General features: G+C 59.8%; 11 protein-coding genes and 1 pseudogene. All 12 read right to left on the reverse strand.

The features are described 5' to 3' along the window. Nucleotides 1-26 precede the first annotated feature (26 nt). Entirely contained in the window at nt 27-1,457 is a 1,431-nt protein-coding gene (locus tag CUJ89_RS32195) for an aldehyde dehydrogenase family protein (protein ID WP_114181261.1), read from the reverse strand. Then, on the reverse strand, nt 1,454-2,533 hold the full coding sequence (locus CUJ89_RS32200) for a homoserine dehydrogenase (protein WP_114181682.1): 1,080 nt from the start codon (nt 2,531-2,533) through the stop codon (nt 1,454-1,456). The genes CUJ89_RS32195 and CUJ89_RS32200 overlap by 4 nt, the downstream gene beginning before the upstream one ends. 140 nt (nt 2,534-2,673) lie before the next feature. Next, nucleotides 2,674-3,258, reverse strand: coding sequence for an Lrp/AsnC family transcriptional regulator (locus CUJ89_RS32205; RefSeq protein WP_236655018.1), 585 nt, complete (start codon nt 3,256-3,258; stop codon nt 2,674-2,676). Beyond that, the gene (locus CUJ89_RS32210; RefSeq protein ID WP_236655019.1) at nt 3,203-4,087 is read right to left on the reverse strand and encodes a hypothetical protein; all 885 of its coding nucleotides are present in this window, start codon (nt 4,085-4,087) and stop codon (nt 3,203-3,205) included. The genes CUJ89_RS32205 and CUJ89_RS32210 overlap by 56 nt, the downstream gene beginning before the upstream one ends. Before the next feature lie 721 nt (nt 4,088-4,808). Further along, nucleotides 4,809-5,027 (reverse strand): annotated as a pseudogene (locus tag CUJ89_RS32215) (transposase); the annotation flags it as partial. 85 nt (nt 5,028-5,112) lie between these two features. Next, the gene (locus tag CUJ89_RS32220) at nt 5,113-6,387 is read right to left on the reverse strand and encodes a hypothetical protein (protein WP_152036684.1); all 1,275 of its coding nucleotides are present in this window, start codon (nt 6,385-6,387) and stop codon (nt 5,113-5,115) included. A 161-nt stretch (nt 6,388-6,548) separates the two neighbouring features. Further along, nucleotides 6,549-7,673, reverse strand: coding sequence for a porin (locus CUJ89_RS32225; RefSeq protein ID WP_114181266.1), 1,125 nt, complete (start codon nt 7,671-7,673; stop codon nt 6,549-6,551). A 248-nt stretch (nt 7,674-7,921) separates the two neighbouring features. After that, entirely contained in the window at nt 7,922-8,806 is an 885-nt protein-coding gene (locus tag CUJ89_RS32230) for an alpha/beta fold hydrolase (protein ID WP_114181267.1), read from the reverse strand. Between the two features lie 72 nt (nt 8,807-8,878). Next, on the reverse strand, nt 8,879-9,652 hold the full coding sequence (locus CUJ89_RS32235; protein ID WP_114181268.1) for an SDR family NAD(P)-dependent oxidoreductase: 774 nt from the start codon (nt 9,650-9,652) through the stop codon (nt 8,879-8,881). Between the two features lie 498 nt (nt 9,653-10,150). Beyond that, on the reverse strand, nt 10,151-10,855 hold the full coding sequence (locus CUJ89_RS32240) for a response regulator transcription factor (protein WP_114181269.1): 705 nt from the start codon (nt 10,853-10,855) through the stop codon (nt 10,151-10,153). 312 nt (nt 10,856-11,167) lie between these two features. Beyond that, nucleotides 11,168-12,100, reverse strand: coding sequence for a LysR family transcriptional regulator (locus CUJ89_RS32245; protein ID WP_114181270.1), 933 nt, complete (start codon nt 12,098-12,100; stop codon nt 11,168-11,170). Between the two features lie 591 nt (nt 12,101-12,691). Next, a complete protein-coding gene (locus tag CUJ89_RS32250; protein WP_114181271.1) occupies nt 12,692-13,765 on the reverse strand; it encodes a Gfo/Idh/MocA family protein in 1,074 nt (357 codons plus the stop codon). Between the last annotated feature and the right edge of the window lie 16 nt (nt 13,766-13,781).

Genomic DNA, 13,781 nt, shown 5'->3' on the forward strand with positions numbered 1-13,781 from the left:
GGCGCCCCACGCGCCGGCGCCTCGCGTCAGTTCGACAGCACCCGGTTGCGCCTGAAGCAGACCACTTTCGGCTGCGTCATCTCCGTCATCGCGAACCGCACGCCTTCGCGGCCCAGCGACCCATACTTGAATCCGCCGAACGGCATGCCGTCGAAACGGTAGTCGGACGAATCGTTGATCATCACGCCGCCCGCCTGCAGGCGCTCTGCCGCGCCGAGCGCAATCTCCAGCCGACTCGTGAACACGCCCGCGTGCAGGCTGCTTTCGGACGCGTTCGCAGCATCGAGTGCCTGCTGCAGATCGGTGAATTTCGTGATCGTCACGACCGGCGCGAACACTTCGTCGGTCCACACGCGCGCGTCGCACGGTACGTCGACGAGCACCGTCGGCTCGACCAGCGCGCCGCGCCGGCGATGGCCGGTCAGCACCGTCGCACCGCCCGCCACCGCTTCGTCGATCCAGCGTTCGATCCGGATCGCCTGTTCCTCGCCGATCATCGGCCCCATGTCCGTCGCGTCGTCGAGCGGATCGCCGACGACCATCTTGCGGGTCAGCTCGACGAAGTAGCGGACGAACGGCTCGTACGCGGCCTCGGCGACGAAGACCCGCTGCGTGCCGATGCAGTTCTGGCCCGCGGCCCAGAACGCGCCCGACACGCATGATTCGGCGGCGTCCTTCAGGTCGCAGTCGGCCATCACGATCACCGGTGCGTTGCCGCCGAGATCCATCGCGATCTTCTTGAGCCCCGCGTCGCGCGCGATCGCCTCGCCGGTTGCCGGGCCGCCCGTGAAGGTCACCATTCGGATCCGCCGGTCGCGCACCAGCGCGGACGCGATCTCCGCACCGCCGTGCACGATCTGCAGCGCGTCGTGCGGCGCACCGGCTTCCCACATGATCTCGACGAGCGCCTGCGCGGAGAGCGGTGCAAGCAGCGATGGTTTCAGGATCACGGCATTGCCGGTCGCGATCGCCGGCCCGAGCTTGTGCGCGACCAGGTTCAGCGGATCGTTGAACGGCGTGATCGCGAGAATCACGCCGAGCGGCGCCAGCGTGTAAAAGCCGCTGCGATCCTCGGAACCCGGATACGCATCGAACGGGATCGTCTCGCCGACCAGGCGTTTCGCCTCTTCGCCGGACAGGCGCAGTGTATTCACGCAACGCGCGACCTCCTTGCGCGCCTGCCTGAGCGGCTTGCCCGCTTCGAGCGCAATCGTGCGCGCGAGCGTCTCTGCGCGCGCCTCGACGAGAGCCGCCGCACGAAACAGGATGTCGGAACGCCGGCTGCGTGCGAGCGACTCGGCCACGATTGCGCCGGCGAGCGCCCGCTCGACGATCGCCGGCGCCGCCTCGACCGGCGACAGGCGAACCGTGCCGACGACCGCCCCGTCATACGGCGACCGGACGTCGGCCACACCGGCCGTCGCGAGATCGCCGATCACTGCATCGCGCGCGGTCATGCGAGCACCTCCGATGCGGCGGCACCGATGCGGTCGCCCAGTTCGATCAGGTCCGACAGGATCGCGAAAGCGGTCTCCTCGCGGCCTGCGCCGGGCCCGCTGATCGTCACGCCGCCGAGCACGTCGGTATCGAACGTGATCGCATTCGTCACACCGTTCGCGGCGCGCAGCGGATGGCCGGCCGGCAGCTTGCGCGGCTCGACGCTCGCAGTCACCGTGCCGTCCGGATGACGCGTCGCCGAACCGATCAATCGCCACGACATCCCCTCGGCCGCCGCGGCGCGCACATCGTCCTCGGTCAGTTCGACGATGCCGCGGCACGTCACGTCGCCGCGCTTGAGGCCCGCGTTCCACAGCGTGTTCGCGAGAATGACAACCTTCAGCTGCACGTCCGAGCCATTGACGTCGGCTGCGGGATTCGCCTCCGCGTAACCGCGCTGCTGAGCCTCCTTGATCGCCGCGTCGAAGCTCGCGCCGGCCTCGACCTGCCCGAGCACGAAGTTCGACGTACCGTTCAGGATGCCGGCGAAGCCATTCACGTCGCAGCCGCGCAGCGTCGTCGCGAGCTGGCGCAGCACCGGCGTGCCGCTCATCACCGTGCCTTCGTACTTGAGGCACGCGCCCGACTGCGCGGCAATCCGCGTCAGCGCATGCTGTGCGAGCGCGATCGGCCCCTTGTTGGTGGTGATCACGTGCTTGCCGCATTCGAGTGCGGTTCGGCAGTGCGACAGCGCCGGTTCGCCCGTATTCGGGTCGGTGAAGGTCGCTTCGACGACGACATCGACATGCTCCGACGCGATCGCCTTCAGCACCGCGCCGAGGCTGACGTCCGGCGACACCAGCGTGCCGGGGTCGCGGTGCAACGCACCGGCATCGACACCGCGCCGCGCGGTTTCGTCGAGCACACCCAGATCGATGCCTCGGGAATTCGTCGCGATCCCGAGCCGCAGGTCGGCGACCATCGTGACCGATACGTCGAGCCCCGCGGCCGACAGCATCGCGTTCTTCTTCTTGAGCAGCTCGACGAGTCCTTGATTGACTCCGCCGAAGCCGATCAGTGCCAGCTTGAGTTCCATCTCGATCATCTCCTGTTCAGTGAATTCAGGAAATATGTTAGTCCTGCGAATTGATCGACAAATTATGCGTTTCGACCGATATCAAGACGCGCCGCTTGCGATTCGTTACGGAGGACGGCCGAGTAGGCCGTCCTCGCGCGTCAGCCGGCGGGCGGCTCGTCGTCGGCGTCCTTTTCCACCGGAACAAACAGTCCGATCTTGATCGGACTCAGCACGACGTTCGTGTTGATCCGGCGGATCATCGGATTGCTCTGCATGATCCGCAGGGACAGACGGTCGTATGCTTCGACGTCGGCGGCGGTGATGATCGCGATCAGGTCGACGGAGCCGGTCACGTAATAGATCTGCTGGATCTCGTCCTGCGATTTCGACCACTCGCGGAATTTCGCGATCGTCTCGTAGTTTTCGCGTTCGATTTCGATCCCGGCGATGAAGGTCATCGGGCGCCCGACCGCCGCGCGATCGACTACCGCGATTTCCGCCGAGATGATCTTTTCATTGCGCATCCGCTTCAGCCGTTTCTGCACGGCGGACGTGGACAAGCCGATGCGCTCGGCGATGGCATCAGCGGTCGCGGTGCAATCCCGCTGGACGATGGACAGGATCTTGCGGTCGAAGGCGTCGAGTACGTCGGTCATGGCGTTGCCTGGCGGATGGGCTGCATCGAATTCAAAGGTAGAACGGGCGGGCAGACTTGAGCCCGACGAGACGCCGGACGCCGTCAAGTGCTGCGACGAGTGCTTCGCGCCATTGTTCGGCCGGCCCGTCGATGCAGACCGGTGCGAAATGGATCGTGTCCACACCTGCAGGTATGCGGAACGGGCGCTCGATGCCATCGTCCGATTCGGTCACGAGCGCGGTGCCGTCGATCGCGGTCAGGCTCATCAGCAGATACGCGGAAGCGGTCACGCCGAGCACGTCGAGCAGCGGCTTCACGGTCGCGGGCAATTGCTCGAGCAGCGGCAGTTCATACGTGCCGGGCCACCACGTATCGCGCTCGGCGAGCCAGGGGCCGACGCCCGGCATGCCGACCATCTCGATGATCCGGTCGGTGCCCAAGTGGGCATACGCCCGGCAACGGTCGTCCGCATCGAGCACCGAACGGGCCAGCCAGCCACTCGCGCGCGCAACTCGACCGGCCAACGCGACGTTCGCGGGCCTCAGCCGACCCAGCATCTCGGCCGCCCGTGCGGCCTGCGTCGGCTCGACATCGGCCTCTACCGCGCAGTCGGACACGATCTGGCACACCCACTTGGGCCCTTCCAGCAAGGCGGCAGGAACATCGCCGAACCGAATCTGGGCGGTTCGCCTGCGGGCGCGTTCAACGATGGCGAATGGCGTGTCCGGCATACGACTCTCTCGATACTCGCGGGGCCGCTTCGGGCGATCCCGGATGGTTCCACTATCTGGTGTTGGGTCGAAGAAATCATATCGCCCGGCTTCGGCGAAAAAAATCTCATTCGTGCCGGCATGGGGTGAAATACGTAAAAAGACTGCGCATTTCTCGACGTATTTCGTCGCGATAATGGAAAACCCCGCGGGTACTGCGATCACGGATGCACGCCCGACGCGCACCGTTCGCGGCCGGATCCAGACGTGGCAATGAAGCCGAAACGGCTTCCGTGCCGCGTCACAAGACTCGTCACGACATCAGTCGTACATGCGCCGTCACACGCACGTTCTGCATTTGTTCGACAAGGCGTTCGCAAGGATGCTTACTGCGCGTCGCTGGCATTGAGATCTTTGTAGGTTCGCAAAATAGGTGGCCTCTCCCGTCCATATGAATCAATGGCTTGGGCACCTTTTCGGAGAATTTCCCTCCGTAGAAGTGGCAGAAAAGGTGACCTTTCCCTACAAAATTCGCAGAAAAGTTGAACTCTGATCGGAGACCATTCTATAACGTTCGAATACGGTCGTTCGAACTCACCTTTCCGCTCCACGTGTCGAAACGCAGGCTCGCTACTACTTGTCCGAGGCTGTAGTACGTAACCAGGCTGTCTCGGTCCGACTCAACAGTCTGGAATCCGTGAACGGGATCCGTCTGACAAGCAGAGTCCTCCGCTGAATCGATCGGGTGATGGTTTTTCCACAAACGTAGAATTATCTTTCGCATGGCTCGATTCCACATTGAGTCCACTGCCGAGGCCTGCATACAGACCTCGACGAATGACAAATCGCACGATGCCAACGACAACGACATCGGGACGACGACGATTCGAGCGACGTGGATGATCTATACGTCGTCTATAGCGATACCCGACGCCCCCAGCTTGGCCAAGGCTTCTGCCAATAGCTTCCGTAGCCGATCGTTCTCGGTCTCAAGGTCCTTCACCCTTTGCGATTCGACGCCGTCCTTGACGCCAAATTTCGCCCGCCAAGAGTAGAAGGAGGTATCGCTGAAACCGTACGTCCTGCACAGATACTGGACCGCCTCGCCAGCCTTGGCCTCTCTCAAGAAGCCGATGATTTGCTCTTCCGTGAAGCGCTTCCTCATCCTCACATCTTCCTCGAACGTGACCTTCGCTAGCGTCAAGTTGCCTCGCGCTCCGGAACACCGATCAATTTCTCACGTGGTCCCTCTAACTCGAGGCAGCATGTGACGACACTCCCCTCCGTCGGCTGGAGTACGATTCGATACCAAGAAAAAGAGTTGCCTGGACAAGCACGGACAACGGTGTCGCCCACTGGTACAACGAAGGGAAAAACGACGCGTTACCGACGCACACTCCACACAGGGTTGCGATCAGGCATGAACTCAATCCGGTCCATCGCCAGTTTTCAATCGCTTGGGGTGTGGCCTCGGCCCCATCCCGGGAGCGCCTGACCCAGAACTGATCGACGAGCAACAATGTGACGAAGCAAGCCATGGACATGCCGATATAGTTCAGGGCACTCGCGAGCAAGTGCGTGCCATCTGAAATCAGCACAGTGGCCGCAACCGCGCAGAAAACAACGATGACGACTCTTCTGCTGACCGCAACGCCGAATAGATGCTCGACTGCGTTGACGAAGGCAACGGTGCCTGAGTAGATGTTTCCGAGATTGATTCTGAGCTGAGTCGTACAGGCGAAAATGATCCCCCCTGCACCCAGCAACGAAACGAAATAGACGCCAGGATTGCTTTCCCGCATCTGGATGGCAAACCAGATGCCCAAGATCCCGGTGATCCCGTAGCAGAACGCCGGAAACAAGGCTCCAACAAACACCGTCCCTGCTCGGAGTTCTCGCCTGCGTACAAATCTTGCGTAGTCGGCCGTCACGAGACCGATGATGAAGGCAAGGCCGTTAACGATGCCCAATACCTCAAGCAAGCTTTTGTACGGGTCCGCTGCAAGCTGAATCTCCGGAAGAGGGACTCGCGCAACTGGAGTACCAAGCGCATTTCTTATCGCCCACACGACGAACACAACAAACAGCACGAGGCTTATCGTCTGGAATCTTGCAAGGACCTTCATGCCCGACCACACGAGCGGCAACATGACGAAGACCAGGCAGACGTATATCAACGCATGAGGAACCTCAGGAAAGAGGGCCTGCAGCGAAGCTCCCATGATGCTGGCTTCTGCAACGAAGTAAGTGAGGCAGGCCACTCCGTAAGCCAGGCTGAACAATCCCGCTCCACGATACCCGAGCACGGTTCTGGCCCAGATATTGATGCCAAATCCTGTCTCGATGGATCGACGAACAAGGAGCACACCGACAAATGTCGAAACGCAGTATCCGTAAGCCAGTCCGATCAGCGCCGCTACTACGCCAAACCTTACGGTAATAATCGACGCAATCTGAGCAAAGAAAAGCGCGGTCGCAATACCTAACGTAGCAAAGAATATGCCCCCCCCAACTGGTCCTTGCATCTTCAGGAACCGGACTGGAGGCGTAATCCTCATCGGAGTGAGTTGATGCCGGCATTCAGAAATCCCAATACGCTCGTGTAAAGAAAAGGAGCTATGTGGTTCCGCGGACCTCGCAAAGGAATCGTCCTCGTATCGGTCCGCGGCGCCTCATGTAGATTGCTTCAGAACTTGTGCCGCAGGCCAACGGCTACAACTTCCTGAGTGCTTTTGCCCGCCGCAATTCCGTACGAACCGATGGAGGCCTCGGCGGCACCTTGCCCGTTCTGCCCGCTCGCGTGCTGATACCCTGCGAGCGCATAGACGTCGGTGCGCTTGCTCAAGCTGTAGTCGGCCCCGATATTCACCTGGTGGTACTTGGCAGACGAATCCCCCAGTGCGCGCGTGTAGTTGTAGCCCGCGATCAGCAGGAACGCAGGCGTCATCTGATACTGGGCAAAGACCGAGCCGTTGTGATACTTTTCCGAACCTGTGAACGTCGACGCGGAGTCTGCCGAATACTGGGCATAGCCATACGCCGCGCCGACCGTGAACGGACCTGCAACGTAATTGGCACCGACCCGTGCGATATTGATCGAGCGGGCTGACGCATAGGCCGCATTCACCGGCGAATTGAACAGCGTGTCGGACGAGGAGGTGCCGCGATTGCCCAACGTTGCGTTGCCGTTGTCGATGTGGAGAACGCCACCGCCGACGCTGAACGACGTGCTTTGATAGCCGACTGCCGCGCTCCACGTCTGCCCCGACCCCGTGGATCCGGCGACGCCGCCGAGTGCATACATGACCTCGGCCGAAACGCCCCCCCACGACGGACTCACCCATTTGACGGCGTTGTTGAACCGAGCACTCGAGTCGTAGTTGTCGACGTCACCCGGCGTAGCGAACCAGCCGCTGTAAACGTCAGCGGTCAACTGCTGTTCGAGGTCGGTCAGGGGATCGTACTGACGACCAAGCGTCAGGGTGCCGTACGGGCTCGAAATACCCACGAACGCTTCTCGGCTGAACAACTTGCCCGGTGTCGCAAGTGCGCCGTTCGTGCCGTCAAAGCCGCTCTCTACCGTAAAGATGGCCGAGAGCCCACCACCCAGATCCTCCGTTCCCTTCAATCCCCACAGGGAAGCAGAAAGATTGCTGGGCAACATCCTCACTTGCGAATTCTGCCCGCCGCTGTTGTGCACGTACCCCACACCCGTGTCGACAATCCCGTAAAGCGTCACGGAACTTTGAGCCTTTGCTTGCGAGAACGCTACGACGCTCAGTGCGGCCACTGCAATGACTTTCTTTTTCATATGCCTCCCCCAATCTTCAAAGTTAATTACAATAGGAATACTTATTAAATAAGCTGAAGAATTTCGTCGATGCAGGCCGTTTTCGTCTCAAGATCAGCAATCGCTCGCCGAGCGGAACGCAGCACCCGCGACGCACTGACCTCGATCGGCAGCATGCCGCGTGAACTCCGTACCCGTACAAACTGCGCGACGGATATCTTCAGACGCCAGCTCGGTCGTCAGAACCGGCGCCTGCCTATCCGCCCGTACTAGCCGAAGAAATTCTCGAGTTCCTTCGCAAGTGCGTCAGGCGCCTCCTCCGGAATGTAGTGACCGGAAGTGACCATCGTGCCGCGAACATCTACCGCAACCTGCTGCAATTGAGGAACCAGATCCGGCATCGACCCCTGATCTGCGCGGACCGCAAGAACCGGCATCTTGAGCTTGCCCTTCGCGCTCAATTCGCGATTCTGCTCCGCAGACACGGAGATAGCCCGGTAGTATGCGAGACCGCCCTTCAAGCCATTCGTCAAAAAGACGCGATGGTATTCCTCAAAGTCCGCTTGGGAGAACACCTGCGGATTTGCCGCCTTCCGTTGCAAATACCACTCGAGATAGATGTGCTCGCGTCCGGCCAGGAGCGCCTCCGGAAGATCCGGGATGTTGTGAAATGCGACATGCCACGTCCGCCACGCAACATCGGAAGCCCACGGCAGCGTGTCCGGAAGGCTGATGCCCGGGATACCGGTGTCGAGGATCGCGAGGCCAGTGACCTTATCGCCGTTCATCGACGCATACGGATAACCGACCCATCCACCGATGTCGTGCACGACAAGTGCGTGTCGATCGACACCAAGTTTTTCGACCAGGCCACGAAGGAGCTTGGCCGCCTTGACCGTATCGAGCGAACCTGCAGGCCGATCCGAATCACCTTGTCCCGGAAGATCCGGCGCAATGATGCGATATCGATGCGCGAGCAGAGGCATGATCTTGCGCCATGCATACCAGCTTTGAGGAAAGCCGCAGATCAGTACCAGTACGTCACCATCCGGCTTACCACCGCTCACATAGTGCAGCCGTACGCCATCGACCGTTTGAAAGCCACGCTCGAAACCTTCGATGCCTGTCTCCGGCCATTCACGATTCGAAAACATTCACAAGCTCCTCTTGTCCCACCAACATGCGCAAGCGCCCGCGTCACACCACGCTTGTCGTCAGACGTTCGATTAAAAGGGATCCCGAGCGGCAGCAAGCCAACCGCCATCCATCACGTACTCACTCCCATGCACGAAGTCGGCGTCGTCTCCACCCAGATAGGCTGCGAGCTTGGCAATTTCTTCAGGCTGACACCAACGACGAGCCGGGAATTTCTGAAGTGCCGCTTCCATGTCGGGAGAATTCGCTGCCGTCTGCTCGGACATAGCCAGCGGAGTCGCCGTCGCGCCCGGGCAGATAGTGTTGACCCGGATCCCTCGAGCGCCGTATTCGAAGGTGAGTTGTCGAGTCAGGCCGATCACACCATGTTTGGACGCGGTGTATGCGGTACCACCGCCCGCCGCACTGAATCCCGAAGTGGATGACGTGTTCACGATCGCCCCCTTGCCTTGCTTCAGCATCTGCGGAATGACCGCGCGCGCCATCAGGAACGGCCCCGTGAGATTGACAGCGATAACGCGGTTCCACTCTTCGATGCTCACCTCGTGGGCCGTTGCGTGCCCATCCAGAATGCCGGCGTTATTGCACAGGAGATCAATGTGCCCCCAGCGCTCGATCACCGCATTTACAGCGGCCTCAACGCTACGCGGGTCGCTGACATCCACTTGATGTGCGGACGCCATCGACGAGTTCGCCAATGCCTCGACCGTTGCAACGGCACCTTTGAGATTGATATCAAGCGCGGCAACGTTCGCCCCTCGGGCGACAAATTCGCGAACCATTGCGCGGCCCATGCCAGACCCCGCACCGGTTACGACAACCACGCGTCCGGAATAATCATTCACTGAAACATCTCCTTAACTTGACTTTGACTAGTACACGCGCCGCTCACTGAGCCAGCGAATCGTGCGCCCGCTTCTTTCCCGCATCGTCTTGCGCCAATTTGACAAGGTCCAATTGTGATTCGCGATGCGTACAGATCACGAATTTCTATCAATTTGGTGAGCCATGCCTGATACGGTAACCACGATCGATCGACGCTCGGCAAATATCCTTCACGAACTAAAATTTATTTTGGAATGCGAATTTATATCCGAGAATCGATCGAGCTACGTCTGACCCGCGCCATCTTTGAAGGTGAAGTACCAAGCCGATGAAGCAATCGGTCGGGCCACGCTACAGGTGAGCGCCGATTCGCGCGTACCGACCGTCAAGACGACATCCGGCGGCCTTGAAACCATTGTATGTATGGTCCAGACGCCCTTCGTCCATCTAAAGGATGAGAAAAATTTCTATTGAAGCAACGGGCGCGAAGACGAATGCACTGCGCCGGTGCATGCAGGCTACTTCGTTGCCGGAGTACCCAGATCCGCAGAGAATGCCGCAAGCTGCGTTCGGCTATCGATTCCCAACTTGCCCAGGATTCGAATGACATGCGACTTGACGGTGGCAAGCTCGATGCCCAGCGTCTCCGCAATGTCCTTGTTGGACAGGCCAGCGGTCATTAGGGACGCGACGCCCAGTTCCCGCTCCGTCAGGAAATACTCGTTTCGCAACACGTGGTCTGCCTGGACCTTCTTGACGGATGCGAGCATCGAGAAGCTGTGCTGCATGTAGTCGTACATCTGCCCGAAAGGCTCAGGGGTCGAGAAAGGACTGTCGCCTTGCTTCTTGATGACCGAAAGGCACGCCAATGGTGTGTCGCCCGCCCAAAACAGAAACCCGACTTCGTCTACGAGACCGTACTTTCTCTGGTAATCCGACCAGTTGGAGTGCTGGTCGTCGCGCTTCGTCCCTTTGAGGGTCACCACGGTCGCACGCTGTTTAATCAGACGATATACGTTCAACGGATCGGCAGAGGCGAATACTGTGTAATAGTCCTTGATCGTTTCTTCAGGCCATCCCATTTGGGTGTGCGGCAAGAGCTGGTCGTGCGAATCGAGCCATGTAAACACGGCCGCCGAACAGTTGAGCATCGACCGCGCAAAGTTAACGGTCTGAAGGGCGAACTCCTGGGATTCCCTGAATCTGCTGACTTCGACTAACATCGCCAATTCTCTTTGCCGAAAGGGACGAGCGCGCACGCCGATCACGCGGAATCAGCGGCCTTGCAGGTGCGCCAGCACCGGGAACGAAAGCCGCATGAGCGTCGAGCATGAAATTCGCACCAGACTAGCATCTGGTACCCCTAACATGACAGGCTATCGCAATGCGCCGCCGGTTCATACTAGGGAAGTCATATACGAACCGGCGACTATATCTCGAAAATCAATCGAGACGCCTGCGGTACCCGCATCGGCACTGCAAACGCTCTGCGATTCCCAGCCCACCACCCGAACGAACGCAACGGGGATGATCGGTCATGCCGCCCGGATCAGCGTCCCTGGCCTTCGACTGCAGTATGCGACGCACACGTCCCTGGCCGCGTCGGCTGCCGCTACGACCGCCGGTGACGCATTGACCGACATGCATAACGACACGTCGATCGAGGGCGGCTGCGGCTCCAGCGCGAGCTCGGCGATGTGCCCGTTCTCCAGTTCGTCGTGTACGAAAAGACGAGGAACTGCCCCGACACCATATCCATCGCGCACCAATTGCACGATCGCAGCGACAGAAGAGGCACAGGTTATGCGTATCGCCTCGTCCGGGATGCCGACTTCGCTGGCGAGTGTTCGGACGATACGTTCCACCGCCAGGTGAGACGTCGTGCCCCTTCCGAACGTCAGTACCGGCCGCTCAAGGGCAAGCCGAACCGGATCCGCTTCTGGACACGAAAGCAGTTCCCGGCTAACAATCCATCGAACCGGATAGCTTGCAATCTTGCACGACGTGATCTTCTCGCTATCGACTACCTCTGCGCAGACAGCAATGTCGAGTTCACCGTGCAGGATTTTCTTTTTCAATGCCGGACTCGAATCTACGGTCAGCTCGACCACCAATCCCGGGAGGCGCTCTCTCAACTGCGTTACATATAAAGAAAGCCAGCTATGAACAATCGTGTCGATGACGCCAAAACGTATCGGCCCGCGCAACTCGAGTTCGAGACCAGCGGCCTGCTTGAGTGCACGGGCTGCGTCTACCACATTCTTCGCCAGCGCCAACAAAGTCTCCCCCGATAGCGTGAGACGAAAGTCCGTCGCCGTTCGATCGACAAGTACGGTCTTCAACTCGTCTTCCAAAGCCTTGATACGTGTCGATATCGTCGCAGGCGAAGTATGGAGAAGACGCGCCGTGGCCCGGAAGCTACCTTGTTGCGCGAGCGTCACGAACGTCTCCAGAAAGCGTGTATTCATTGATCCACCATAGAGGAGGCCGGAATCCCTCCCGACACCCGGTATCGAGCATCCGCCCGCGCCGGTCGATCTGCTCGAGCCAACATGGCGATAACCTCACATCTGCCCTGAGCATTGAGACGTTCGTCACCTCCTGTCAGGAAAATGTTGACAGCCGTGATCATGATTTCTCGTTGGTTCAAGGTCATTTTCCATCCTATTATTTATTCGCATTCCTACTTTAATGACGTAGAACGCGGGAACCACTCGGGCAACCGTGAGTCTCGAAATAACGGATCTATCTGGACCTTCTTCCAATGACGCCACGGACAGTTCTCGGCACCGCCCTTTACAACGCTGACCCGGGAACCCGGGCGAGCAATCGAAAGGTGCCTACCACCGACCAGCGAAGCACCTCGCCGTACACGGTCCTTCTTCGTGAACCCATGTCTTCCATCGCGGCGAATGTTCCCGATCGGCCTGATCTCAGGTCGGTGTCGATCCTCGGCTACAACTGAATCTCGAGCCTCGCTTCGCGATCCACAACAGGAATTCGAGGCTCGTCGGGCGAGCCTCGAACAGTGCATCCCGCAGGGCCTCGTGACTTGACACCTACAGCAGCAACCGCTTTTCCGTTCTCGGCACGGCGCGCACATCGTCCAGCGTCAGGTTTCGACGGCTGAAACGCGTCGGCTCGACGGATACCACTGTTCCCGTACGCGCAGACTCCTCGATCGCCAACAGGGCCTTCAGATCAGCCAATCCTTCTTCGACACTCGCCACAGGTTTGCTGCCTTTCTGAATGCATTCGGAAAATTGCTGAATCATCCCGCCAAAGTGATCGCTGTGCCTGAAATGCATCGTCTCCGAAGCGTCCTTCGCGTTCAGTACCATCCGCGTCGGCGTCTCGAACCTGAAACCGGGCTCCATGGTCAGGTCCCCTTCGCTCCCCAGCACCCTGTACATATCGATTGGCGCGGTGCCGAAACTGCAATAGAACTGCGCAATTCGATCGCTGGGGAAGCGCAAGGTGACCGCAATGGCGTCGTCAATGTCGGCGAAGCGGGGATCCCCAGAACGACGCGTCGTAATCGCCGACGCCTCGACGGGTTCGTCAGAGAAGACGTGTCGTGCCGCATTGACGCAGTAAATCCCGATGTCTTGAAGCGGGCCACCCCAGTTTTTACTGTCCAGCCGATGGTTGCCCGTAGCGGACTGAAAGCCGAAAACCCCGCTGAAGTACTTCGGATCGCCAATGCGACCTTCCCGGATTGCTTCCAGCGCCGCAATCGTCCCTGCCTCGAGATGCAAGCGGTAACAGGTGCTCAACAACACGCCGGCCTCGGCGACGGCCGCAATCATCGCTTCGGCGTCCGCGACGTTGGTCGCCATCGGCTTCTCGACCAATACGTGCTTGCCGGTCCGCGCCGCGCGAATCGCGTAATCCGCGTGAAGCGGGTTGGGTACCGCGATGTAGACGGCGTCGACGATATCGCTATTCAGCATCCGCTCGTAGTCGTCGTAGCCTACGATCGTGTCGACACCATGGAATCTCGCAAGCTTCCGTGCCCCTTCAGGATTTCCGGAGACCAACGCACCAATCGTCGAATTTCCGGTCTGCGCGACAGCCGGCATGAACGCTTCTTGCGATATCCATCCGGCGCCTACAACAGCGTATCTGATCATGTTCGCCCCAGTTCGT

It is taken from the genome of Burkholderia pyrrocinia (assembly GCF_003330765.1).
Taxonomy (GTDB): Bacteria; Pseudomonadota; Gammaproteobacteria; order Burkholderiales; family Burkholderiaceae; genus Burkholderia; species Burkholderia pyrrocinia_B.